This is a genomic window from Bacillus sp. 05T22, assembly GCF_056396765.1.
Window position 1 is genome coordinate 1 of record NZ_JBFTMC010000255.1, and the last position, 922, is coordinate 922.

Sequence of the window (922 nt, forward strand, 5' to 3'; positions counted from 1 at the left end):
ATTGTCAGTGTTGCTTTTTGAATTGCGCTCTGAATAACATCATTTGTACTTTCTCCAGTGTAATTGACGTTAATGTATGGTTCCTTTATAAATTGTAAATTTACTTTATGTTTTTCGTAATATCTAAATTCTTCTAATGTATCATTCATGTTTCTTCCAAGTCTTGTCAAAGAGTCAAACACAATGGTATCTCCTGTACGAACAAGACGTTTTAGCATTTGATAATTCTCTCGCTCCATATTTTTTCCAGATTCTTTATCTATGAAAATATCTCGTTCTTCTATCCCTAAATCCTTCATATTCTGAATTTGCCGTTCTTCGTTTTGATCTTTACTCGAAACTCGTACATATCCAAATATTTTATATTTCATATGCTACACCTCATTGATAATTATAACAACTATGTCTGTAAAGGTATATAGAATAAAAAGATATCTGTAAAGTTTAAAATAGACATTTATAGACGTGAGTTTTTATATGATTCTATGTATCTGTAAAGGTATACTTTTACAGACGAGTTGAAGGGCTCACTTAAGACTACATACAAGAAATCTAAAACGTACATTTTTAGGACATAGTTTCTAGAGTGAGTTTTTGGGGAAGTTTCCAGCAAAAAAACAGCGAAAATTGATTAATATCCGATTGTTCAGAAAATATTTATTTTTGAGAGGTGATAGCTACAACAATTATATAGAGAAGTATGATATATTTGAAAAAGCGCCCTGTTTACAGGGCGCTTCACTTTTACCTAATGACTAATATTAGCACTTGGGTATAATGTTGTTCCTCCAATTGAAACTTTCATTTCATTTGTTAATGGAACATTTTGTTCATTAATAATTGTTCTCCACCATTCCCATGCAAGACCTGTACATTCTCTTGCTACGACTTTTACATTTTTTGAATTCGGCGGAAGTGGTAT

General features: G+C 31.2%; 2 protein-coding genes. Both read right to left on the reverse strand.

The genetic code is table 11. The annotated features are described in order from the left end of the window. Positions 1 to 371 (reverse strand): recombinase family protein (locus tag AC1DIT_RS28205; RefSeq protein ID WP_476998610.1); only part of this gene is annotated, 371 nt, incomplete at its 3' end. A gap of 377 nt (positions 372 to 748) precedes the next feature. Next, positions 749 to 922: thiol-activated cytolysin C-terminal domain-containing protein (locus AC1DIT_RS28210; protein WP_476998611.1), on the reverse strand; the 174-nt coding region annotated here is incomplete at its 5' end.